A 21,156-nucleotide genomic window follows, 5' to 3' on the forward strand; every position below is an offset into this window, starting at 1 on the left:
GGGGAAAATCGGAAGGGCAGGCTATGCGCGTCCTGGGCATTGATCCCGGATTGAGGAATATGGGCTGGGGCGTGATCGCGGTGGACGGATCGCGCCTGCGCCACGTCGCCAACGGCGTGATTCAGACGGACGGGGGCGACCTGGGGACGCGGCTGTCGCGGCTGTATCGGGGCCTTTGCGCGGTGATCGCCGCCCATGCGCCCGACGCGGCGGCGGTCGAACAGACCTTCGTGAACAAGGACGCGGTCGGGACGCTGAAACTGGGCCAGGCGCGCGGGATCGCCCTGCTGGCTCCGGCCGAGGCCGGGCTGGCCATCGGCGAATACGCCCCGAACGCGGTGAAGAAGACCGTGGTCGGCGTGGGTCATGCGGGCAAGGAACAGGTGCAGCACATGGTCAAGGTCCAGCTTCCCGGCGTGATCTTCGACAGCGCTGACGCTGCCGACGCGCTTGCCATCGCCATCTGCCACGCCCGCCACCTGCAAACCCGCACCCTGCGCATCGCGAGGACCGCATGATCGGCCGCATCAGTGGGATCATCCTGCACCGCGCCCGCGATCACGTTCTGATCGACGTGCGCGGGGTGGGCTATATCGTCCATGTCAGCGAACGCACCGCCGCCGGTCTGCCTCCGGTCGGGCAGGCGACAGCACTTTATACCGACCTGATGGTGCGCGAGGATCTGCTGCAACTGTTCGGCTTTCCGTCCATGCTGGAAAAGGAATGGCACCGGCTGCTGACCAGCGTGCAGGGCGTGGGGGCCAAGGTCTCGCTGGCGATCCTGGGGACGCTGGGGGCCGAGGGGCTGGCGCGGTCCATCGCGCTTGGCGACTGGGCCTCGGTCCGCAAGGCGCAGGGGGTGGGGCCGAAGCTCGCGCAGCGCGTGGTTCTGGAACTGAAGGACAAGGCGCCTTCGGTCATGGCGCTTGGCGGAACGCTCAGCGTGGATATGGGCGTGCCGGTGGTGGATGCGGATGCGGTCGTTGATGCAGCCGCCGCCCCCGCCGCCAGGCCCGCCGCGCCGTCGGACGCGATGCTGGCCGCCCGCACGACCTCGGACGCGCTGTCCGCGCTGACCAATCTGGGCTATGCTTCCAGCGAGGCCGCGCAGGCCGTGGCCGAGGCGCAGGCGCGGGAACCCGGCGCCGCGACGCCCGCGTTGATCCGCGCGGCGCTGCGCCTGCTGGCGCCGAAGGAACAAGGGGGCGCTTGATGCACGGGAACGCAAAGGTCTTTGTCCTGATGGCTGCCATGACCGCCCTAGTCATGGCTCTTGGCTGGATGCTGGGCGGACAGGGCGGCGCGGTGATCGCGCTGTTGCTGGCCGGGGGCATGAACGTCTTTTCCTGGTGGAACAGCGACAAGATGGTGCTGCGCCAGCAGGGCGCGGTCGAACTGTCGCCGCAGCAGGGCGGCGATCTGTATCGCATGACTGCCGAACTGGCCCGGCGGGCCGATCTGCCGATGCCCAAGCTGTATCTGCTGCCGACCGAACAGCCCAACGCCTTCGCGACGGGGCGCAATCCCGAAAACTCGGCCGTGGCGGTGACGCAGGGCCTGGTCCGCAGCCTGTCGCGGGATGAGATCGCGGGCGTGATCGCCCATGAACTGGCGCATATCAAGCATCGCGACACGCTGACCATGACCGTCACCGCAACAATGGCGGGTGCCGTCGCGATGATGGGCAACATGATGCTGTTCACCGGTGGGCGCGACGACCGGGGCGGCGGCCTGGGTGCGATCCTTGCGATGATCTTCGCCCCGATGGCGGCGATGATGGTGCAGATGGCGATTTCCCGCGCCCGCGAATTCGAGGCCGACGCGACCGGCGCGCAGATCTGCGGGCAGCCGCGGGCGCTTGCCTCGGCTCTGGCGAAGATCTCGCAACTGGCGGGGCGGACGCTGAACATCCCTGCCGAACGGAACCCGGCGGCGGCGGCCATGTTCATCGTCAACCCGCTGAACGGGCTGCGGATGGACCGCCTGTTCGCCACCCACCCCGCGACCGAGGATCGGATCGCCCGGCTGATGGCGATGGAGGGCGGGCTGCCCGAACGGCCTTCCTCCATCCCGCGCAGCGGACGCGACGACGGCCCCTGGGGTCGCGGATGATCCAGCCCGATCCGACCTTGCGCCCGGAACCGATGGAAGGCGAAACAGAAGACCGCGCCCTTCGCCCGCAGATGCTGTCCGAATTCGTCGGCCAGGCCGAAGCGCGGGCCAACCTGCGCGTCTTCATCGAAAGCGCCCGGATGCGCGGCAAGGCGATGGATCACACGCTGTTCTTCGGCCCGCCCGGCCTGGGCAAGACCACGCTGGCGCAGATCATGGCGCGAGAGCTTGGCGTGAACTTCCGGATGACCTCGGGCCCGGTCTTGGCGCGGGCGGGCGATCTGGCGGCGATCCTGACCAACCTGGAAGCCCGCGACGTGCTGTTCATCGACGAAATCCACCGCATGAACCCGGCGGTCGAGGAGATCCTCTATCCCGCTCTGGAGGATTTCGAACTGGATCTGGTGATCGGCGAAGGCCCCGCCGCGCGCACCGTGCGGATCGAGTTGCAGCCCTTCACGCTTGTAGGGGCGACCACCCGCCTGGGCCTGCTGACCACGCCGCTGCGCGACCGTTTCGGCATTCCCACGCGCCTGGAATTCTATACCATTGCCGAACTTGACCTGATCGTGCAGCGCGGCGCCCGCTTGATGGGCATCAGCGCCGATCCCGAAGGGACACGCGAAATCGCCCGGCGCGCGCGCGGAACGCCCCGGATCGCCGGGCGGCTGCTGCGCCGGGTGGTGGACTTCGCCCTGGTCGAGGGCGACGGGCGTCTGACGCGCCAGATCGCCGATACGGCGCTGACCCGGCTGGGCGTGGACGACCTGGGCCTGGACGGCGCCGACCGGCGCTATCTGATGCAGATGGCCGAACATTACGGCGGCGGCCCGGTGGGCGTCGAAACCCTGTCGGCGGCGCTGTCGGAAAGCCGCGACGCGATCGAGGAAGTGATCGAACCCTATCTGCTGCAACAGGGTCTGGTCGCCCGCACCCCGCGCGGGCGGCAGTTGACGGCGGGCGCCTGGCGGCATCTGGGTCTGTCGGCCCCCACCGCGCCGTCGCAGGCGACGCTGTTCGACGGTTGACAGGGGGCAGGGGGCTTTGCCCCCGCCGCGCGTGCCGCGCGACTCCCCCAGGATATTTGTGGTCCAATGCAGGAATGAAAAACGCCCCATCCTTGCCGGATGGGGCGCCTGCTTCGGACACGGTCATCGGCGTCCCCGCCTGCACCGTAGGCCCATGATTGCCAGGATTGCTTAAGATTCGGTTTATGTCCCGATGCGGACTGCAAGTCTCGCAGCCCCCGGTTGCGGGCTCAGGGCGTCAGGCCGTCGGGATCGGGCAGGCCGTTGGCGCGAGCCGTCGCGGTCAGCGTGTTGGCCAGCAGGCAGGCGATGGTCATCGGGCCGACGCCGCCAGGAACGGGGGTGATGGCGCCCGCCACCCTGGCCGCCGCGTCGAAATCGACATCGCCGACCAGCCCGTCATCGGTGCGGTTGATGCCCACGTCGATCACCGTCGCGCCCGGCTTGATCCAGTCGCCCCGCACGAAATGCGCGCGGCCCACTGCGGCCACGACGATGTCGGCCTGGCGGCACAGGTCGGGCAGGTTCGCGGTGCGCGAATGGGCCACCGTCACCGTGGCGCTGTCGCGCAGCAGAAGCTGGGCCATCGGCTTGCCGACGATATTGCTGCGGCCGATGACCAGGGCGTTCTTGCCCGACAGGCTGCCCAGATGGTCGCGCAGCAGCATCAGGCAGCCCAGCGGCGTGCAGGGCACCATCGCCTTCTGTCCTGTCGCCAGCCGCCCGACATTCAGGATATGGAACCCGTCCACGTCCTTGGCCGGATCGATGGCGTTGATGACGGAGAATTCGTCCATATGGGACGGCAGCGGCAGCTGTACCAGGATGCCGTTCACCGCCGGGTCGGCGTTCAGCCGGTCGATCAGCGCCAGCAGGTCCGCCTGGGGCGTGTCGGCGGGCAGGCGGTGTTCATAGGAGTTCATCCCCACCTCGCGCGTCATCCGGCCCTTGGACCGGACATAGACCTGGCTGGCCGGATCCTCGCCCACCAGGACGACGGCCAGGCCGGGGGTGATCCCCTGGGCGGCCATGCCTGAGGCCTGGGTGGCGATGCGGGCGCGCAGGGCGGCGGCGAAAGCCTTGCCGTCGATCAGTTTCGCGGTGATGGGCAACGATGCGGTCACGAGCGGTCTCCGTTCAGATAGCGATCTTCCTGCGCGATGGCGGCTTCGATCAGTTGCCGCCAGATATTCTGGATCAGCGCCGAATCCAGTCCGCGCGATGCGGCATGGCGGCCGACATTTGCGACCACTTCCTCGACCCGGTCGTCGATCCGGGCGGGCAGGCCGACCTGTTCCTTGATCCGGGCGGCGCGGGCGATCAGGGCATGGCGCTGCGCCAGAAGCGCGACAAGCTGTTCGTCCAGCGCGTCGATATGGGCGCGCAGCGTTGCCATGTCTGGAATGTCGTCGATCTGCATCGGCCCCTCCGTTCACCTGGAAGGGGGATGCACCGCGCGGCACCGGGGTGCAAGGGCACGGGCAGGAAGAAATGAAAAACCCCGGCGCGGGGCCGGGGTTCTGGGGATCAGGCCGGGGCGGGATCGCCGCCGGGCGCGGCCTTGCCCGCCTGGGGGATCGCCGTGACCGAGGGGATCACGCTGCCCGGCGTGTCGTCGTCGCCGCCCAGCGGTTCGCCGCGAAGGATCTTGCCGATCTCCTCGCCGGTCAGGGTTTCGTATTCCAGAAGGCCCTGGGCCATGCGTTCGAATTCCTCGGACTTCTCCAGCAGGATGCGACGGGCTTCCTGATAGCCTTCCTCGATCAGGTCGCGGACTTCCTGCTCGATCAGTTCCTTGGTCGCAGCGGAAATCGAGAAACCGCCGGTCGAGCCGTTATAGCCCTCATGCGCTTCGGCATAGTCGATATTGCCCACCTTGTCGGACATGCCCCAGCGCATCACCATCGCGCGGGCCAGCTGGCTGGCCTGCTGGATGTCGCCTGCGGGGCCGTTCGACACGCCTTCCTCGCCATATTTGATGATCTCGGCGGCCTTGCCGGCCATGGTCATGGCCAGCTTCTGCTTGGCCTCGTCCTTGTGGAAGTTCAGCCGGTCCATTTCCGGCAGGCTGACGACCATGCCAAGCGCGCCGCCGCGCGGGATGATCGTCGCCTTGTAGACCGGATCGCATTTCGGCAGCGACAGGCCCACCACGGCATGGCCCGCCTCGTGATAGGCGGTCTTTTCCTTCTGTTCCGGCGTCAGGACCATGCTGCGGCGTTCCACGCCCAGCATCACCTTGTCCTTGGCATTCTCGAAATCTTCCATGCTGACGAAGCGGCGGCCGATGCGGGCGGCCATCAGGGCGGCCTCGTTCACCAGGTTCATCAGGTCGGCGCCGGAAAAGCCCGGCGTGCCGCGGGCGATGATTCGCAGATCCACATCGGGGCCGACCGGCACCTTGCGGGCATGGACCGACAGGATCTTCTCGCGCCCCTTGATGTCGGGGTTGGGGACATGGATCTGGCGGTCGAAGCGGCCCGGACGCAGCAGGGCGGGGTCCAGCACGTCGCGGCGGTTGGTGGCGGCGACGATGATGATGCCCTCGTTGGCCTCGAACCCGTCCATTTCCACCAGAAGCTGGTTCAGGGTCTGTTCGCGTTCGTCGTTGCCGCCGCCGATGCCCACGCCGCGTGCGCGGCCCACGGCGTCGATCTCGTCGATGAAGACGATGCAGGGGGCGGATTTCTTGGCCTGTTCGAACATGTCGCGGACCCGGCTTGCACCGACGCCCACGAACATTTCCACGAAGTCGGAACCCGAGATGGTGAAGAAGGGCACGCCCGCCTCGCCGGCGATGGCGCGGGCCAGCAGGGTCTTACCCGTGCCCGGAGGGCCGACCAGCAGCGCGCCCTTCGGGATCTTGCCGCCCAAGCGGCTGAATTTCTGCGGGTTGCGCAGGAATTCGACGATTTCTTCCAGTTCTTCCTTGGCCTCGTCGATCCCGGCCACATCGTCGAAGGTCACGCGGCCGTGCTTTTCGGTCAGCAGCTTGGCGCGGGATTTGCCAAAGCCCATCGCGCCGCCTTTGCCGCCGCCCTGCATCCGGTTCATGAAGAAGATCCAGACGCCGATCAGCAGGATGAAGGGCAGCCAGACGCCCAGCAGCGACATGAAGCCCGACTGCTGCTGCGGCACGACCTTCACATCGACGTTCTTGGCGATCAGGCGGTCGGCGAGATTCTCGCCCTGAGGACGGACGGTGGCATACTGGTTGCCGTCGGTGCCGGTGATGGCCAGCGATTCCCCGTCGATGGTGACGGCGGCGATCTGGTCGTTGTCGACCCGCTGGATGAAGTCCGAATAGCTGATCTGCCGGCTGTTCATGGTCGTCGCGCCGTCGCTGAACAGATTGAACAGCGCCAGGATCATCAGGAAAAGGACGACCCAGAAGGCCAGGTTGCGTGCGTTGCCCAAATCGGACCTCCGGCGGAAAGCGGTTTGGCTTGAAAATAGGGATTATCGGGGCAGGTTCAATGCGCCATGACAAGCCTGTGGAAATCTGACGCAATCCTGACCGGGCGCACGTCATAGGGCGCCGCCGGGCGGATCAGCGGCGCGGCCACCAGCCGGTCGCCTTCCCAGACCGCAGGGCTGGCGGCGGCCTCGTCGCGGCCCAGGCCCGACAGGCGCCATTTGACCCGCGCGACCTGGCCCAGGCCAAGCGCCGCGACATGCTGGCCGGGCTTCAGGCCGCTGACATGCCAGCGGTTGTCCCAGATGCCGTTCTGAACGTCGGGGGCGCGCAGGGCTGCGGCGGTTTCGCGGAACAGCCGGATCCGGTCGCCCTCGGGCTCGATCAGGGTGCCGTCCAGCGTGACCCGGTGGCCGGTGGCGATGGCGTTCAGCGCGTGGATCGCGGTGTTGCGGCGCGGCGGGTAGTCCGCCCCGGTGACCCAGCGGCAGGCGGCGACGATCAGGCGGCGCCGGATCTCGGGCGGGGCGTCGCCATAGGCGCGGCGCGGCAGGGTCAGGCTGCCGTCGCGGGCCACGGCATCGCGCGCGGCATGGGCGGCGTAATGGGACAGCGCGTCCCGCGCTTCCTGGATGTGGTTGGCGGCGCGGGCCAGGGCGGGGACATCCAGGCCCATGGCCTGGATCGCCTTGCGGATGCGGACGCGGTCGAAATCCTCGTTCTCGTTGCTGGGATCGTCGATCCAGCCGATGCCGCGCGCCCGCAGCCAGTCGCGCAACGGCTGCCGCCCGGCCGCCAGCATCGGGCGCAGCCAGCGGATGCCGAAGCGGTCGCGCCATTCCGCCATCGAGGCCAGCCCGTCGATCCCCGACCCCCGCGCCAGCCGCATCAGCAGGGTTTCGGCCTGATCGTCGGCCGTGTGGCCAAGCGCCACGGCGGGCAGGTCGTTGCGCTGCGCCCATCCCGCCAGCAGCCGCAGCCGGGCGTCGCGGGCGTTGGCCATCAGGTTGCCGGTCTCGGTGCCGCGCTGCCAGAGCAGGGTGGCATGAGGCAGGTCAAGCGCGCGGGCGGCGCGACCGACCTGGCGGGCCTCGTCCCTGCTTTCGGGGCGCAGGCCGTGATCGACGGTGGCAACCATGATCCTGCGGCCGCGCCCCCATTCGGCGATCATATGCATCAGGGCGATCGAATCGCCGCCGCCCGACACCGCAATGCCGATGGCGGGCAGGTCGCCCGCCAGCCGGTCCAGGGCTGCATGAACGCGAAAGGCTGGATCGGCTGGCGGCAGGGACATGGACGCGCTATTGCCGCTGGTCTTCGGCCAGATCGGCCTGGGCGTCATCGCCGGGCAGGGGTTCCAGGTCGTTGCTGCCGCAGGCAAGGCGGCTCATCCGGGTCTCGGCCTCGGCGGCGAAGGGGGATCCGGGGAAGCGGGCGGGGATTTCGGCCAGATAGAGGCAGGCCGCCGTCGCGTCCCCCTCGGTCTCGATCACGCGGGCGATGCCCAGCAGGCTTTCGGCCGCGCGCGGGCCGTCTGGATCGGCCGAGAACCCCTCCAGCCAGGCCGCCGCCGCGCCTTTGGCGTCGCCCGCGCTGTCCAGGGCCGCGCCGCGCAGGAACAGCGCCTCGGCCGTCAGGGCGCCCCCGGCATGGGTTTCGGCGACCGTGCCGAACAGGTCGGCCGCACGGCGGAAATCGCCGCTGGCCATCACCTCGCGCGCGGCGTCGAAATCGGCCTGTTCGCCCGCCGAGGCCGGCTGGCGCCCCGGTTGGGGCGCGGCCGGAGGCACGGCGACGCCCGTCCCGCCCGCCATGCGGCCGGGGTCAGCCGTGGTCAATGCGGCCAGGTCGCAGGTCTCGTCCATCTCGCACAGGCGGAACTCCATGTCGGCGATGCGGCGGTTGCTGTCCGCGACGATCCGGTCGATGCGGTTTCCCAACTGCTCGGTCCGGTCGGTCAGCCGCGCCAGTCGCTGCTCCATCGCGTTCATGCGGTCGATGGCGGCATCCCCGCCCGCCGCCTGGAACCCGGCCGCGCCCGAGGCGACCAGTTCCGAACGCAGCGACTGCAACTGGCCGCGAATCTCGGACAGTTCCGCGCGCAGATCGGCCAGCCGGGGTTCATCCGCCAGCGCAGGCAGCGCCACCGTCACGGCCAGGACGGCGGCGGCGATGGCGCGGCCGATCACGATCCGGCCCCCGTGGCGCTGACCACGGTCACGGCGCGGCGGTTGTTGGCATAGCACGCCTCGTCCGAGCAGACCTCGCGCGGGCGTTCCTTGCCAAAGCTCAGGGTGCGCAGGCGGTCCGACGCGACGCCCTGGGCGATCAGGTATTCCTGGACCGCGCTGGCGCGGCGCGCCCCAAGGGCCAGGTTGTATTCGCGGGTGCCGGTTTCTTCGGCATGGCCCTGGACCACCGCGGTGAAGTTGGTGTGCCGGTTCAGCCACTCGGCCTGGCGGGCCAGGATCGCGCGGGCGTCGCCGGTCAGCGCCGTCTGGTTCGCCGCGAACAGGACCGTGTTGCCGATGGTGTTGTTGAAATATTCCGCCGTCGCTTCGGCCCCCAGGGTGCCCCCGGCCAACTGACCCTGATACAGCGCCCCGCCCGCGGCGTTGGCATAGGGGTCGACCACGGTCTGCGTGACCGGCGGCGCGGGTTGCGCGCAGGCGGCAAGGGCCAGCAGCAGGGCGGCGGCGACAGGCTTTTTCCAGGCGATCATCGGGTCATCCTTCCGGTCGGTGTTCCGGTGCGGGCTTCAGGGCATCAATGGACCCCAAGAGGGATCCGAGGCGGCAAAGTCAAGGCTCAGCGGTCGCATATTGCGTCCGGTGATGTCCACGGAATGCAGGCGCGGCTGGCCATTCCCGCCCGGCGTGACCCGCGTGAACATCACCACGCGGCCATTGGGTGCCCAGGTGGGGGACTCGTCAAGGAAAGATTCGGTCAGGGTCTTTTCGCCCGACCCGTCGACGCGCATCGTGGCGATGTGGAACCGTTCGCCCACCTGCTTGGTAAAGGCGATCAGATCGCCCTTGGGCGACCAGGCGGGCGAGCCATAACGCCCGTCGCCGAAGCTGATCCGGGTCGGCTCGCCCCCGCCGACGCCTACGACATACAGCTGCGGATTGCCGGAACGGTCGGATTCGAACACGATCCGCTGCCCGTCCGGGCTGAAGCTGGGCGCGGTGTCGATGGCGGGCGACTGCACCAGCGGGCGCTGCGCGCCGGATGCGGCATCCATCAGCCAGATGTCGGTATTGCCGCCCTGTTCGCGGGAATAGGCGATCCAGCGCCCGTCCGGGCTGAACCGGGGCGAGAACGCCATGCTGTTCGCGTCCTGCGTCAGCGCGCGGGACGTGACGGTCGCCACCTCCATCACCCGGATCTGCGGAAACCCGCTGTCGAAGCTGGTATAGACCAGCCGCCGCCCGTCGCGTGAAAACTGCGGCGCCAGCACCAGCGATGAACTGTCGGTCATCCACAGGATGTTCTGGCCGTCATAATCCATCACCCCGATCCGCTTGATCCGCGCGTCCTTGGGTCCGGTTTCCTGCACGAAGGCCACGCGGCTGTCGAAATAGGGCTGTTCCCCGGTCAGCCTGGCATAGATCTGGTCGGCGATCTTGTGCGCCGCGCGCCGCCAGTCGCCGGCGCGGGCGTCGAACTGCATCCCGTCGCCCTGGGCTTGGCCTGCGTAGACATCGTACAGCCGGAACTTGACGCTGATCGCCTCGCCCGATTGCTTGACCTCGGCCGAGACAAGCGCCTGGGCGTTGACCGCGCGCCAATCCTCATAGGCGATGGCCTCGCCGAAGCTGCCGGGGCGGGCGACCTGCGCGTCCTTCGGGATTTCGCGGAACAGTCCGGTGCCGGTCAGGTCGGCGGCCACCACGTCGCGGATCCGCTGGGCCACGGCCGCGTCGCCGTGGAAGGCCGGGATGGCGACGGCCATCGGTTCGGTCACGCCGTCGGTGATCTCGATCCTCAGGGGGCCGTCCTGCGCCAGGGCGGGCAGGGCGGCCGATGCGGCGGCAAGGGCCATCGACAGGGTCAGGGTCAGCGTCCGAAGCATCATATCCTCATCATCCTTGCGACGGGACCGGGGGACCGGCCTCAGTCAAATCCGATACCGTCGGGGCGAAACTCGACCACGACATCCCGCCAGCGGCTGTATTTGTCGAAGGGCAGCGGAAAGCCGGCGCCGCCGCACATCATGATCGCGCGCCGGGCGACCTGGAAGGCGTGGTCCGCCCCGGATTCCGGCCCGCCCCGGTAATCGGCCATGCGCAGGCTGTCCGCGATGGGCCGGCCGTCGGCGGTCATGCTGAACGCGACCGAGACCGACATCTGCCGCGCCTCGGTCGACAAGGCGCCTTCGTTCCAGCACTGGCGCAGGGCCGTGCGGAAGGCGTCCTTTTCGGCCAGGGACAGCGGTTGGGCCTGCGACAGGCTGGACATGTCGATGCCGCCGTCCAGCGGTGCCGGGCGGATGGCCGAGGGCGCAAGCTGCATCGGCTCGACCCCTGCCGCCCCGCCGGACGGGCTGTCCGTGGTGCCGCCGCCGCCCGACATCGCCCCGGCCAGGGCTGCCGCCAGCGGATCCTGCGCGGCAGAGGCCCCCGACCCGCCGTCGATCATCTGGCTGTTGCCGCCCACGGCATCGCCGATCGAGGCCGTATCCGTGCCCTCGGCTCCGGCATTGCCGTCCTGCGCCTCGCGCAGCGCATCCTCCAGCGCCTGCTGGCGCGCGGCCTCGGCTTGGCGGTCGGCTTCGGCGCGTTCGGCGGCCTCTCGTTCGGCGGCGGCGCGGCGTTCCTCGGCCTCGCGTTCAGCCGCCGCGCGGCGTTCTTCCTCGGCCCGCCGCTCGGCCTCGGCTGCCCGGCGTTCCTCTTCCGCTTGACGTTCGGCGGCGCGGCGCTCCTCGGCTTCTCGTTCGGCTGCGGCGGCCGCCTCGCGGGCCTCGGCTTCACGCCGTTCCGCCTCGCGGGCCTCGGCTTCACGCCGTTCCGCCTCGGCGGCCTCTGCCGCCCGGCGTTCCTCGGCCTCCCGACGCTCGGCCGCCGCGCGACGTTCTTCGGCCGCACGCTCGGCCTCGGCTGCGCGACGTTCTTCCTCGGCGCGCGCGGCTTCGGCTTCGCGCTGTTCGCGGGCCTCGCGTTCGGCGGCCTCTCGGCGCTCCGCCGCCTGGCGCCGCTCCTCGGCGGCCTGCCGTTCGGCCTCGGCTTCCGCCTGGGCCTGCCGCTCCGCCTCCTCGGCGGCGGCGCGTTCGGCGCGGCGCGCTTCCTCGGCGGCTTCGCGCTCGGCGGTCAGGCGGCGTTCCTCTGCGGCCGCTGCGGCGGCTTCGGCTTCCGCGCGGGCAGCCTCGGCGGCCGCCCGGCGTTCGGCCTCTTGCCGGGCAAGACGGGCATTGCGCTGCTCGACCAGGCCTTCGGGCCGCAGCCGGGGCAGGGCCGAACGGTCCAGCGCCAATTCCGACCGGGGCGCCACCGGCTGCGCGGCGGGTGCCGCATCGGGCCGGGTCTCGGGCTGCGGAGCCGGCGGGACCGCGTCCGCGGCGGTCTGGTTTTGCGCAGGCGCCCCCAGATCGGTGGCGACCGCGACCGGATCGGGGCGGGCGAAATCCGACAGGTCGGGCCGCGCTTCGGGCCGGTCGGGCGGGGCCAGATCCTGCGCGGCCTCCTGCGCGTCGGGCAGGCTGGCGGCTGCGGGGGCCTGGGCCGCAGCGTCGGCATCCGTCGGGGCGGGCATCGTCGCCACCGCCGTAGCGTCGCGGCCCACGGGACCGGCCCCGCGCGACGCGGCGGCAAGCGCCTCGAACTCGGCCCCGCTCATGGTGGCGACCTCGGTCGTGCGCAGCGGGGTCGAGGGCTGCGGGCGCAGGAACACCCCGCCCAGGACCGCCCACAGGATCAGCGCGGTATGCGCCGATCCCGAAACCCACCAGCCGATGCGCCCTTCGCGGTCATCCATGGCGTCAGCCGTCCATCCTCGGCCCGCCGGTATCCGTGACCAGCACGATGTCGGACAGGCCCGCCGCGTTCAGCGCGCCCATCACCTGGACGACGCGGGCATAGGGGATCGCCCCGTCGGCCCGCAGGAACACCCGCTGGCTTTCGCGCGTGGCCAGGATCTCGCGCAGCCGGGTGACGATCTGGTCCTGCGCCACCGGCGCGTCCATCAGCATCACGTCGCCATCGGCGGGGATCGAGATGACCAGCGGCTCCTCGGGTTCGGTCGGCACGGCGGTCGCGGCGGTCTGCGGCAGGTTCAGCGGCACGCCCGCCGTCATCAGCGGCGCGGCGACCATGAAGATCACCAGCAGCACCAGCATCACGTCCACGAAGGGCGTGACGTTGATTTCCGACATCGGCGCGTTGCGGCGCCTGCCCCGGCCCTTGCGGCTGACCCGCTTGACGACGGCGCCGGACATCTCAGGCCTCGTCCATCTGGCGCGACAGCAGGGTCGAGAATTCGTCGGCAAACGCCTCCCAGTTGCCGGTCACGCGCTCCGCATCGCCCGACAGCTTGTTGTAGAAGACGACGGCGGGGATCGCGGCCAGCAGCCCCAGGGCGGTCGCCAGCAGCGCCTCGGCGATGCCCGGCGCGACCACGGCCAGGCTGGTGTCCTGCGACATGGCGATGCCCTCGAAGGCGGTCTTGATGCCCCAGACGGTGCCGAACAGCCCGATGAAGGGCGCGGTGGATCCGACCGTCGCCAGGAAGGACAGGCCCCGGAACAGCCGCGCTTCCTCGCGTTGAATGGCGACGTTCATGGCGCGGTCGATGCGGGCCGGGCCGCCGGGGATCAGCGCGCCGTCGTCGCGGTGGCTGCGGCGCCATTCGGTCATGCCCGCCGCGAAGATCCGTTCCGACGCGCCCGAGGGACGATCGCCCAGCCGGTCATACAGGTCGTCCAGCGGTTCCCCCGACCAGAAGCTGCGGTCGAAGCGCGCGGCTTCCTTGCGGGCCTGGGCGAAGGCCAGGAATTTCTGGATGATGATCGCCCAGGACCAGACCGAGGCGATGATCAGCAGCACCATCACCACCTGCACCGTCAGCGAGGCGCGCGCAAACAGCGCCATCAGCGAGAAATCAAGGGCCTGCGCGGCCTGGATCGGTTCCATCATCACTGCCTTTTCGTCGTGATCCATCGCGGACCCGGCCGGCGTTCCGGTCGGTTTGCTGGCCTTCTAGCGCCTTCCTAGCAAAGGTTGCAGCCCCTTGCCGCAACACAATGCCGTCACTTTTCATCAATGCCCGAAGGGGTTTCCAGCAGACCCGCCAGCGATGCCGGAAGCCGGACCGGCCGCCCGGCCGCGTCCAGACAGGCCAGTGTGACCCGCGCCGTGAACAGGACCGCTTCGCCGCGCCGGACAGCCTGGTGCATGACGATCCGCGCGGCGGTCGCCTGGGCCAGCATGGTTTCCACCGTCAGCAGGTCGTCAAAGCGGGCGGGGCGCAGGTAGTCGGCCTCGATCCGGCGGACGGCGAACACCCGGCCCGCTGCCTTCAGCGCGGCCTGGTCGACGCCAAGCGCCCGCAACCATTCCGACCGGCCGCGTTCGATGAATTTCAGATAGTTGGCATAATAGACGATCCCGGCAAGGTCGGTATCCTCGTAATAGACGCGCACGGTCAGCCTGTGCATCACGCGCCCTCCATCCGCGCCGCCAGCCGCAGCGCATGGGCCGGATCTGTCGCCGCGACCGGCAGCACCGGGTCATAGGCCGCCCGGATCAGCGCGGCCACCGGGGCCGAGGGCGCGATGTCCCGCGCGAAGGTCAGCGCGCAGCGCATGAAGATCGCCTCGGCCAGGTGTCCCGGATGGCTGTCGGCCAGCGCGCCGCCCATGCGTAGGAACGCCAGGCAGGCGCGAATGCCGCCATCCGCGTCAAAGCGGAACAGCCGGTATTGATCCGCCTCCGCCCGCGCCAGCCGGTCGGGCAGGCCCGGCGCGTCGGTCAGCCGGTCCAGATCGGGAATATCCGCCAGGTCGGACCAGTCGCGGACGAAGAACAGCATCAGGTTCGCGCCCATCTCGGGGTCGGTCTCGGCCAGCGGATGGCGCGCATGGGCAAAGCCCGCCCGGATCGCGCCGCGAAAGATGTCCAGGCTTTCGTCGGACAGGCCGAAGATCACCGGCGCCACCGGCCGCCCCCAGCGGGCGCAGAGAAACGTCCCGTCGGCGCGGGTGAACGCCGCTGCGATCTGATCTGCGGTCATGCCCCGCCCTTTCACCTTTGCCCAAATATCCTGGGGGCTTCGAGACGCCCGGAAAAAGGTCCAGTGGACCTTTTTCAGTCGAGAAGGGGCCGGCAGGCCCTGCCGAAACGGCGACGGGGGGCAAGGCCCCCCGCCGACATTTCCACCCCGCGCGACGGATCAGCCGACGATGGTGGCTTCGGTCGCGGCGCGCAGTTCCTCCTCGGTCACGCCCTCGGCGCATTCGACGATCTTCAGCCCGCCCGGCACCACGTCCAGAACGCCCAGGTTGGTGATGATGCGGTCCACCACGCTCTTGCCGGTCAGGGGCAGGGTGCATTCGCGCAGAACCTTCGATTCGCCCGCCTTGTTGGTGTGGTCCATCACCACGATCACCCGGCCCACGCCCGCGACCAGATCCATGGCCCCGCCCATGCCCTTGACCAGCTTGCCGGGGATCATCCAGTTCGCCAGGTCGCCGTTCTCGGCCACCTCCATCGCGCCCAGGATGGCGGCGGCGATCTTGCCGCCGCGGATCATGCCGAAACTGGTCGCGCTGTCGAAATAGGCGGTGCGGTCCAGTTCGGTGATGGTCTGCTTGCCCGCGTTGATCAGATCCGGGTCTTCCTCGCCCTCGAAGGGGAACGGCCCCATCCCCAGCATCCCGTTTTCCGATTGCAGGGTGATGTCCTTGTCGCCGACATAGTTCGCCACCAGCGTCGGAATCCCGATGCCGAGGTTCACATACATCCCGTCTTCCAGTTCCTGCGCCGCCCGCGCGGCCATCTGGTTGCGATCCCAAGCCATCACGCGTCCTCCCGCTTGCGCACGGTGCGCTGTTCGATGCGTTTCTCGTGCTGTCCCTGGACGATCCGGTGCACATAGATGCCGGGCAGGTGGATCAGGTCGGGGTCAAGGCTGCCGCGCGGGACGATCTCCTCGACCTCGGCCACGCAGACACGCCCGCACATCGCGGCGGGCGGGTTGAAGTTGCGGGCCGTCTTGCGGAACACCAGGTTGCCGGTATCGTCGGCCTTCCAGGCCTTCACGATGGACAGATCCGCGACGATGCCGCGCTCCAGGATGTAATCCTGGCCGTCGAAACTCTTGACCTCTTTCCCCTCGGCGATGACGGTGCCGACGCCGGTCTTGGTATAGAAGCCGGGGATGCCGCAGCCGCCCGCCCGCATCCGCTCGGCCAGGGTGCCTTGGGGGTTGAATTCCAGCTCCAGCTCGCCCGACAGATACTGGCGCATGAATTCGGCGTTCTCGCCGACATAGCTGCTGATCATCTTCTTGATCTGCCGGGTTTTCAGCAGGATCCCCAGGCCGAAATCATCGACGCCGCAGTTGTTGGACGCGATCGTCAGATCCTTGGTGCCCGCGTCGCGGATGGCCGCGATCAGCAGTTCGGGGATGCCGCACAGCCCGAATCCTCCGGCGGCAATGAACATGCCGTCGTGCAACAGCCCGTCCAGCGCCTCGCCCGCCGTGGCATAAACCTTTTTCATCGTCCCTCCCCAGAATGACCGCTGCCGATTTGTCGCCCGCGTCCGGCGCCAAGTCAATGCGGCGGTGCAGCATGGTTGACTTTGCCGGAACGCGGCGCCATCAGGACGGCATGAAACGCGCTGCCGCCTTTGCGACCTATTACCGCCCGCTGACATAGCGGGGGCAGCATCATGTCAACCGCGCAGGGGTGCGGTTGACGGCGACATGACAACGACCTTTGCGCAAGCCGAAAGGTCCGTCCCATGTCATTCCGTCCCGAAACGCTTTCCATCATCGGCCTTGGCGCCTTCGGCCAACTGGCCGCCCGCCATCTGCGCCCGCATCTGGCGCTGACGGTCTGCGATCCGCAGGTCCGCGCGAACGACCTGCCGCAGGTCGATCTGGCGCAGGCGGCGCTTGCCGATATCGTCGTGCTGGCGGTGCCCCTGTCGCGGATGGCCGGGGTGCTGCGCGCCATCGCCCCGCATCTGCGGCCGGGCGCAGTGGTGATCGACGTGGCCTCGGTCAAGGTCGCACCGGCGCGGCTGATGCTGGATCTGCTGCCGCCGCATGTTCAGGTCATCGCCAGCCATCCCCTGTTCGGTCCCGCCAGCGCGGCCGAGGGCCTGGCGGGCCACCGCATCGCCTGGTGCCCGTTGCGGGGCGGGGCGCACCGGCGGATCGCGGCCTTCCTGCGGGCCCAGGGATTGGAGGTCATCCCGACCACGCCGGACCAGCATGACCGCGACATGGCGGTGGTCCAGGGGCTGACGCATCTGATCGCCCGCAGCCTGTCGCGGCTGGGGCCGCTGCCGCAACGCATGGCGACCCGCAGCTTCCAGAAGCTGGCCGAGGCCGCCGCCATGGTGCAGGACGATTCGCCCGAACTGCTGACGACGATCCTGCGCGACAACCCCCATGCCGAGGGCGTCCGCAGCCGCTTTCTGGCCGAAGCCGCAGGCATCGCCGCCGGGGTTTGACGGACCGGCACGGGCCGGGCCGCCGACCTTTCGCTATTCGGCAGCCTTCTTCGCCGGCTTTTTCGGCGCGGCCTTCTTCGTGGTCGCCTTCTTCGCCGCAGGCTTTGCCGCTGCCTTGGCCTTGGGCGCGGCCTTCTTCTTCGCGGGCGATTTCGCCGCCTTCGCCGCGATCAGCTCCAGCGCCTGCTCCACCGTCAGATCCTCGGGCGCGACATCGCGGGGCAGGGTGGCGTTCACCTTGTCCCATTTCACATAGGGGCCATAGCGGCCGTTCATCACCTGGATCGCGCCGCCATCCGGGTGGTCGCCCAACTCGCGCAGCGGCGCGGCGGCGGCCGCACGGCCGCGGGTCTGCTTGGCGGCCAGCACCTCGACGGCGCGGTTCATGCCGATGGTGAAGACCTCCTCGACATCCGGCAGGTTCGCGTATTTCGATCCGTGCTTCACATAGGGGCCGAAGCGGCCGATCCCGGCTTCGATCAGCTCTCCATCCTCGGGATGCGGGCCGACCGGGCGCGGCAGCGACAGCAGTTGCACGGCGCGGTCCAGATTCAGCGTCGCCGGATCCCAGCCCTTGGGGATCGAGGCGCGGGCAGGCTTGGGATTGGCCTCGGTGGCCTCGCCGCGCTGGACATAGGGGCCGAAGCGCCCGGTCTTCAGGCTGATCGGGTCGCCGTCATCCTCGCCCAGGATGCGGTCGCCCACCGCCGCCTCGCCGTCGGGGGCCGAGATCGGGCGCGTATAGCGGCATTCGGGATAGTTCGAGCAGCCGATGAAGGCGCCCCCGGACCGCGCGGTCTTCAGGTTCAACCGGCCCTTGTGGCACAGCGGGCATTCGCGCGGATCGCCGCCATCGGCGCGCGGCGGATACAGGTGCGGAGCCAGAGCGTCGTCGATGGCGTCCAGAACCTCGGTGATGCGCAGTTCCGAGGTGCCTTCCAGGGCCTTTGAAAAATCTTTCCAGAAACGTCCCAGCACCTCGCGCCACATCAGGTCGCCCGCGCTGATCTCGTCCAGTTCGTTTTCCAGATCGGCGGTGAAGTCATAGCTGACATAACGCGGGAAGTATTTCGTCAGAAAGACCGTGACCAGCCGCCCCTTGTCTTCGGGGATCAGGCGGTTCTTGTCCTTGCGGACATAGTCGCGGTCCTGGATCGTGGTGACGATGCTGGCATAGGTGGACGGGCGGCCGATGCCCAGTTCCTCCATCCGCTTGACCAGCGTCGCCTCGGTATAGCGGGGGGGCGGCTGGGTGAAGTGCTGGCGGGCGGCCACCGCGGCGGTTTCATTCGCCACGAAACCCCCGGCCACCAACTGCCCGGCCGAGGCGGTCTCGATCAGCGAATCCTCGGACGCCGCGGCCTTTTCATAGTCCGAGAGGAAGGCGTTCTTCACCAGCGTCGCGGGTTCGCTTTCCCGGATCGCGGGCAGGCGGGCGCTGTCCTCGCCCTCGTCGTCGTCGCGGCCCTGGTCATAGACGCGCAGGAAGCCGTCGAACAGCACCACCTGGCCGGTGGCGCGCAGCCCGACCTGGTTGTCGGGGCTGGCGATCTCGACCGTGGTGCGCTCCATGCGGGCGGCTTCCATCTGGCTGGCGATCGTCCGCTTCCAGATCAGGTCATACAGCTTGCGCTGATCGTCCGCGCTGACGTTCAGCCTGTCGGGCGACAGCATCATGTCGGTGGGGCGGATACATTCGTGGGCTTCCTGGGCGTTCTTGGCCTTGTTCTTGTACATGCGCGGGCTGGACGGGACGTATCTGTCGCCGAACTTGGCTATGATGGCGTCGCGCGCGGCATGGACCGCCTCGGGCGCCATGTCGATGCCGTCGGTCCGCATATAGGTGATGAGGCCCGCTTCATAAAGCCGCTGCGCCGCCGACATGCAGGCCTTGGCGCCCATGCCCAGCTTGCGGCTGGCCTCTTGTTGCAGGGTCGAGGTCATGAAGGGCGGCCAGGGGTTCCGCGTGGCGGGCTTGGCGGCCACGCTGGCGACGCGCAAGTCGCGGCTGGCGACCGCGCTGACGGCCATCGCGGCCTTTTCCGCATTGGGCAGGTCGAAGCGGTCCAGCTTGGCGCCCGCCAACGAGACCAGCGTCGCGTCGTATTCGGCGCCCTGGGGCGTCGCCAGCCGGGCATGGACGGACCAGTACTCGCGGGCCTTGAAGGCCTCGATCTCCATTTCCCGGTCCACGATCAGGCGCAAACAGACCGACTGCACCCGGCCCGCCGATTTCGCGCCCGGAAGCTTGCGCCACAGCACCGGCGACAGGTTGAAGCCCACCAGGTAATCCAGCGCGCGGCGCGCCAGATAGGCGTCGACCAGCGGCTGATCGATTTGGCGGGGATGGGCCATGGCCTCGGTCACGGCGGCCTTGGTGATGGCGTTGAAGGTCACGCGGCTGACCCCGCTGCCCTTCTTCAGGGCCGGTTGCAGGGCTTCCAGCAGATGCCAGGAAATCGCCTCGCCCTCGCGGTCGGGGTCGGTCGCCAGGATCAGGGTCGGGTCGTCCTTCAGCGCGTCCTTGATCGCCTTCAGATGCTTCTTGCTGTCGGCCGCGACCTCCCATTTCATGGCGAAATCGTCGGCCGGATCGACGCTGCCGTCCTTGGGCGGCAGGTCGCGGACATGGCCGAAGCTGGCAAGCACGCGATAGTTGCCGCCAAGGTATTTTTCGATGGTCTTGGCCTTGGCCGGAGATTCCACGACGACAACGGGCATTCTTACCTCAAGGCGCATCTGCAATGGGCCGGGAACATGTGTCGGGCGCCTGCCAGTGTCAACCGGGCGCGGTCAACCGTTCCGTGCAGCATCCTCAGCCAAGCGCCAGACGTCCGCCCGGCACCCGCAGCAGCCGCCCCTGCAATTCCAGCGACAGGATCGCCGCGTTAGCCGCCGCCGCGGGCAGGCCTAGGTCGCGGATCACATCATTCTCATCGGAAGGCGAGGGGCCAAGCCGCGACAGGATCCGCGCCTCCAACTCTCCGGCCTCGACGGGTTCGGGGCGGGGGGCGGGGGCAGGGGGCGCTTCGGGCGTATCCGCCGCCCCGGCCTCGTGGGCAAGGGCGGCGCAGACATCGGCGGAGTTCCTGACCAGCAGCGCGCCGTCCCGGATCAGCTGGTTGCAGCCGCCCGCGCGCGCATCCATCGGATGGCCGGGCACCGCCATCACCTCTCGGCCCTGGTCCAGGGCGTTCTTCGCGGTGATCAGCGTGCCCGAGCGATGCGCGGCCTCGATCACAACCACGGCCAGAGACAGGCCCGAGACGATGCGGTTGCGGGTCGGGAAATGCCGGGCCTGCGGTTCGGTGCCGGGGGGCTGTTCGGACACCAGCGCGCCCTTTTCGGCGATCTCGGCGGCCAGGACGAGGTTTTCGGCGGGATAGATCACATCGACGCCCCCCGCCATCACCGCGACGGTGCCGGTCGGCAGGGCGGCGTTATGGGCGGCGGTGTCGATGCCGCGCGCCAGGCCCGCGACGATGGTATGCCCAGCCTCGCCCAAGCCCGCCGCCATGCCGCGCGCCATGCGCAGCCCCAGCGAGGATGCGTTGCGCGCGCCGATGACCGCCACCGGGTTCTTCGCCAGCCAGGCCGGATCGCCACGCACCCACAGGATCGGCGGCGCCCCGTCGATCTCGCGCAGCGCGGCGGGATAGAGCGGCGAATCGCAGCGGATCAGCCGGGCGCCCGCCTTGCGCCCCGCCGCCAGTTCCGCCGCCGCCACGCCTTCGGGGCAGGGTTCGTAATCGCCAATGCCCGCCGCCGCCGCGATGGCGGGCAGGGCGTCAAGCGCCGCCCGCGCGCCGCCGTGTTCGGCGATCAGCCGGTGATAGGTGGCCGGTCCCACCCGTCGCGACCGGATCAGGCGCAGTACCGTCAGGTCGTCGTCCTGCGTGCCGAAAGGAAGATGCCCGGTATCCAT

21 protein-coding genes are annotated in these 21,156 nt (G+C 69.2%); 5 read left to right on the plus strand and 16 right to left on the minus strand.

Translation table 11 applies throughout. From position 1 onward, the window contains the following. Positions 1-23 precede the first annotated feature (23 nt). Genes ruvC through ruvB form a run of 4 tightly spaced genes read left to right on the plus strand, consistent with a single transcriptional unit; the run spans position 24 to position 3,140 of the window. Entirely contained in the window at positions 24-518 is a 495-nt protein-coding gene (ruvC, locus tag PARHAE_RS04195) for a crossover junction endodeoxyribonuclease RuvC (RefSeq protein ID WP_126153349.1), read from the plus strand. Further along, complete coding sequence (ruvA, locus tag PARHAE_RS04200) at positions 515-1,213, plus strand: Holliday junction branch migration protein RuvA (RefSeq protein WP_126153350.1); 699 nt, start codon at positions 515-517, stop codon at positions 1,211-1,213. The genes ruvC and ruvA overlap by 4 nt, the downstream gene beginning before the upstream one ends. Next, complete coding sequence (gene htpX, locus PARHAE_RS04205) at positions 1,213-2,112, plus strand: zinc metalloprotease HtpX (protein WP_126153351.1); 900 nt, start codon at positions 1,213-1,215, stop codon at positions 2,110-2,112. The genes ruvA and htpX overlap by 1 nt, the downstream gene beginning before the upstream one ends. Further along, complete coding sequence (gene ruvB, locus PARHAE_RS04210; RefSeq protein ID WP_126153352.1) at positions 2,109-3,140, plus strand: Holliday junction branch migration DNA helicase RuvB; 1,032 nt, start codon at positions 2,109-2,111, stop codon at positions 3,138-3,140. The genes htpX and ruvB overlap by 4 nt, the downstream gene beginning before the upstream one ends. Before the next feature lie 230 nt (positions 3,141-3,370). Here the strand turns inward: ruvB and folD are convergent, their stop codons facing one another. The 14 genes from folD to PARHAE_RS04280 form a co-directional block, all read right to left on the minus strand. Continuing rightward, a complete protein-coding gene (gene folD, locus PARHAE_RS04215; protein ID WP_126153413.1) occupies positions 3,371-4,246 on the minus strand; it encodes a bifunctional methylenetetrahydrofolate dehydrogenase/methenyltetrahydrofolate cyclohydrolase FolD in 876 nt (291 codons plus the stop codon). A 14-nt stretch (positions 4,247-4,260) separates the two neighbouring features. Next, positions 4,261-4,560, minus strand: a complete 300-nt coding sequence (locus PARHAE_RS04220; RefSeq protein WP_126153353.1) for a chorismate mutase — start codon at positions 4,558-4,560, stop codon at positions 4,261-4,263. Positions 4,561-4,667: 107 nt separating this feature from the next. Next, positions 4,668-6,557 carry an ATP-dependent zinc metalloprotease FtsH gene (gene ftsH, locus PARHAE_RS04225; protein ID WP_126153354.1) on the minus strand — a complete coding sequence of 630 codons (1,890 nt, stop codon included), beginning with the start codon at positions 6,555-6,557 and terminating at the stop codon, positions 4,668-4,670. A 56-nt stretch (positions 6,558-6,613) separates the two neighbouring features. Then, complete coding sequence (gene tilS, locus PARHAE_RS04230) at positions 6,614-7,849, minus strand: tRNA lysidine(34) synthetase TilS (RefSeq protein WP_126153355.1); 1,236 nt, start codon at positions 7,847-7,849, stop codon at positions 6,614-6,616. Positions 7,850-7,856: 7 nt separating this feature from the next. Continuing rightward, a complete protein-coding gene (locus PARHAE_RS04235; protein ID WP_241232662.1) occupies positions 7,857-8,744 on the minus strand; it encodes a tetratricopeptide repeat protein in 888 nt (295 codons plus the stop codon). Continuing rightward, positions 8,741-9,277: a peptidoglycan-associated lipoprotein Pal gene (gene pal, locus PARHAE_RS04240; protein WP_126153356.1), complete on the minus strand. Its 537-nt coding sequence runs from the start codon at positions 9,275-9,277 to the stop codon at positions 8,741-8,743. Before pal ends, PARHAE_RS04235 begins: the two co-directional genes overlap by 4 nt. 36 nt (positions 9,278-9,313) lie before the next feature. Further along, a complete protein-coding gene (gene tolB, locus PARHAE_RS04245) occupies positions 9,314-10,630 on the minus strand; it encodes a Tol-Pal system beta propeller repeat protein TolB (protein ID WP_126153415.1) in 1,317 nt (438 codons plus the stop codon). A gap of 41 nt (positions 10,631-10,671) precedes the next feature. Beyond that, positions 10,672-12,528, minus strand: coding sequence for a protein TolA (locus PARHAE_RS04250; protein ID WP_126153357.1), 1,857 nt, complete (start codon positions 12,526-12,528; stop codon positions 10,672-10,674). A 4-nt stretch (positions 12,529-12,532) separates the two neighbouring features. Then, positions 12,533-12,988, minus strand: coding sequence for an ExbD/TolR family protein (locus PARHAE_RS04255; protein WP_126153358.1), 456 nt, complete (start codon positions 12,986-12,988; stop codon positions 12,533-12,535). Position 12,989: 1 nt separating this feature from the next. After that, positions 12,990-13,685, minus strand: coding sequence for a protein TolQ (tolQ, locus tag PARHAE_RS04260; protein ID WP_420899384.1), 696 nt, complete (start codon positions 13,683-13,685; stop codon positions 12,990-12,992). A 113-nt stretch (positions 13,686-13,798) separates the two neighbouring features. Further along, on the minus strand, positions 13,799-14,206 hold the full coding sequence (gene ybgC, locus PARHAE_RS04265) for a tol-pal system-associated acyl-CoA thioesterase (protein WP_420899385.1): 408 nt from the start codon (positions 14,204-14,206) through the stop codon (positions 13,799-13,801). Further along, positions 14,206-14,781 (minus strand): hypothetical protein, encoded by a 576-nt coding sequence (locus PARHAE_RS04270; RefSeq protein WP_126153360.1) that lies wholly within the window; start codon positions 14,779-14,781, stop codon positions 14,206-14,208. Before PARHAE_RS04270 ends, ybgC begins: the two co-directional genes overlap by 1 nt. 159 nt (positions 14,782-14,940) lie before the next feature. Then, positions 14,941-15,567 (minus strand): CoA transferase subunit B, encoded by a 627-nt coding sequence (locus PARHAE_RS04275; protein WP_126153361.1) that lies wholly within the window; start codon positions 15,565-15,567, stop codon positions 14,941-14,943. Continuing rightward, complete coding sequence (locus tag PARHAE_RS04280) at positions 15,567-16,271, minus strand: CoA transferase subunit A (RefSeq protein WP_126153362.1); 705 nt, start codon at positions 16,269-16,271, stop codon at positions 15,567-15,569. Before PARHAE_RS04280 ends, PARHAE_RS04275 begins: the two co-directional genes overlap by 1 nt. A gap of 243 nt (positions 16,272-16,514) precedes the next feature. On the opposite strand from PARHAE_RS04280, the gene PARHAE_RS04285 reads away from it, so the two are divergent. Beyond that, positions 16,515-17,231: a prephenate dehydrogenase gene (locus tag PARHAE_RS04285; RefSeq protein ID WP_126153363.1), complete on the plus strand. Its 717-nt coding sequence runs from the start codon at positions 16,515-16,517 to the stop codon at positions 17,229-17,231. Positions 17,232-17,264: 33 nt separating this feature from the next. Here the strand turns inward: PARHAE_RS04285 and topA are convergent, their stop codons facing one another. Both topA and dprA read right to left on the minus strand, forming a co-directional pair. Then, complete coding sequence (gene topA / locus PARHAE_RS04290) at positions 17,265-19,952, minus strand: type I DNA topoisomerase (protein WP_126153364.1); 2,688 nt, start codon at positions 19,950-19,952, stop codon at positions 17,265-17,267. 94 nt (positions 19,953-20,046) lie between these two features. After that, the gene (gene dprA, locus PARHAE_RS04295) at positions 20,047-21,156 is read right to left on the minus strand and encodes a DNA-processing protein DprA (protein WP_126153365.1); all 1,110 of its coding nucleotides are present in this window, start codon (positions 21,154-21,156) and stop codon (positions 20,047-20,049) included.

The organism is Paracoccus haematequi (assembly GCF_900631945.1).
In the GTDB taxonomy this organism is placed as follows: Bacteria; Pseudomonadota; Alphaproteobacteria; order Rhodobacterales; family Rhodobacteraceae; genus Paracoccus; species Paracoccus haematequi_A.

Bases quoted from the DNA above. Each gene is read 5' to 3' on its own strand.
- htpX (WP_126153351.1), top strand. From the start codon at position 1,213: ATGCACGGGAACGCAAAGGTCTTTGTCCTGATGGCTGCCATGACCGCC.
- PARHAE_RS04220 (WP_126153353.1), bottom strand. From the start codon at position 4,560: ATGCAGATCGACGACATTCCAGACATGGCAACGCTGCGCGCCCATATC.
- PARHAE_RS04250 (WP_126153357.1), bottom strand. From the start codon at position 12,528: ATGGATGACCGCGAAGGGCGCATCGGCTGGTGGGTTTCGGGATCGGCG.
- ruvA (WP_126153350.1), top strand. From the start codon at position 515: ATGATCGGCCGCATCAGTGGGATCATCCTGCACCGCGCCCGCGATCAC.
- ruvB (WP_126153352.1), top strand. From the start codon at position 2,109: ATGATCCAGCCCGATCCGACCTTGCGCCCGGAACCGATGGAAGGCGAA.
- tolB (WP_126153415.1), bottom strand. From the start codon at position 10,630: ATGCTTCGGACGCTGACCCTGACCCTGTCGATGGCCCTTGCCGCCGCA.
- tolQ (WP_420899384.1), bottom strand. From the start codon at position 13,685: ATGATGGAACCGATCCAGGCCGCGCAGGCCCTTGATTTCTCGCTGATG.
- tilS (WP_126153355.1), bottom strand. From the start codon at position 7,849: ATGTCCCTGCCGCCAGCCGATCCAGCCTTTCGCGTTCATGCAGCCCTG.
- ybgC (WP_420899385.1), bottom strand. From the start codon at position 14,206: ATGCACAGGCTGACCGTGCGCGTCTATTACGAGGATACCGACCTTGCC.
- ruvC (WP_126153349.1), top strand. From the start codon at position 24: ATGCGCGTCCTGGGCATTGATCCCGGATTGAGGAATATGGGCTGGGGC.
- PARHAE_RS04285 (WP_126153363.1), top strand. From the start codon at position 16,515: ATGTCATTCCGTCCCGAAACGCTTTCCATCATCGGCCTTGGCGCCTTC.
- topA (WP_126153364.1), bottom strand. From the start codon at position 19,952: ATGCCCGTTGTCGTCGTGGAATCTCCGGCCAAGGCCAAGACCATCGAA.
- PARHAE_RS04270 (WP_126153360.1), bottom strand. From the start codon at position 14,781: ATGACCGCAGATCAGATCGCAGCGGCGTTCACCCGCGCCGACGGGACG.
- PARHAE_RS04280 (WP_126153362.1), bottom strand. From the start codon at position 16,271: ATGAAAAAGGTTTATGCCACGGCGGGCGAGGCGCTGGACGGGCTGTTG.
- dprA (WP_126153365.1), bottom strand. From the start codon at position 21,156: ATGGATACCGGGCATCTTCCTTTCGGCACGCAGGACGACGACCTGACG.
- PARHAE_RS04255 (WP_126153358.1), bottom strand. From the start codon at position 12,988: ATGTCCGGCGCCGTCGTCAAGCGGGTCAGCCGCAAGGGCCGGGGCAGG.
- PARHAE_RS04275 (WP_126153361.1), bottom strand. From the start codon at position 15,567: ATGGCTTGGGATCGCAACCAGATGGCCGCGCGGGCGGCGCAGGAACTG.
- pal (WP_126153356.1), bottom strand. From the start codon at position 9,277: ATGATCGCCTGGAAAAAGCCTGTCGCCGCCGCCCTGCTGCTGGCCCTT.